Below are 758 nucleotides of genomic sequence, written 5' to 3'. Positions count from 1 at the left end.
AACTGCAAGCCCTTTACGGCGACATCATCAAAGGCAAGAAAGTTATCGCTTACTGCCAGTCTGGTGTTCGCTCTGCCCACACCACCGTGATTCTTACTGAAGTACTAGGTGCAGAAGGTGTTGACAACTACGACGGCTCATGGATCGAGTACAGCCATGCTCACTACGAGCAGAAGAATCCTGAAGTGAACGTTATCAACGGCAAGAGCTAATCAACACGGAAACCGCAGTTAATGAACAATGTAATTTTTAGCCAAAAGCTATACGACACCGCGCAAATGATTGTCGATGGCTGTATGGGTGATGCCGATCCGGCATGTCAAACCGCATGCCCAATGCACACAGACGTAAAACAGTACGTTCGCATGGCTGGTGAAGGGAATTTCCAAGGCGCTTTGGATCTGATCCGCAGCAAACTATTCCTACCTCAAACGCTTGGCCGCATCTGTGCCCACCCTTGTGAAGCGTCTTGTCGTCGTAACACAGAGTTCGGTCAACCAATCAGCGTAGCGGGCATCAAACGCTTCGTCGCAGAAAAACTGGATAACCAAGATCACTGGGACCTTAACATTGCGCCCCTAACCAACAAGCACATCGCGATCGTGGGTGCAGGCCCTGCTGGTGCGCAAGCGGCTATTGAGCTTCGTCGTCAAGGCCACGAAGTAACGATTTACGAAAAGCTAGACGTTTACGGCGGCATGATGCGTGTGGGTATCCCTGAATACCGTCTACCACGCGATGTTATCGACTTCGAATAC

At 50.5% G+C, this 758-nt stretch carries 2 protein-coding genes; both read left to right on the top strand.

What is annotated here, in order from left to right; translation table 11 throughout:
- Positions 1-212, top strand: a 212-nt coding sequence (locus tag R7190_RS27020; RefSeq protein WP_318137819.1) for a rhodanese-like domain-containing protein, incomplete at its 5' end; no start/stop codon positions are given.
- 21 nt (positions 213-233) lie between these two features.
- The coding region (locus R7190_RS27015) for an NAD(P)-binding protein (RefSeq protein ID WP_318137818.1) at positions 234-758 on the top strand (525 nt) is incomplete at its 3' end.

It is taken from the genome of Vibrio sp. 1078-1 (genome assembly GCF_033340475.1).
Note: the sequence above shows the minus strand (reverse complement) of the source record. Positions and strands in the feature narration are given on the sequence as shown.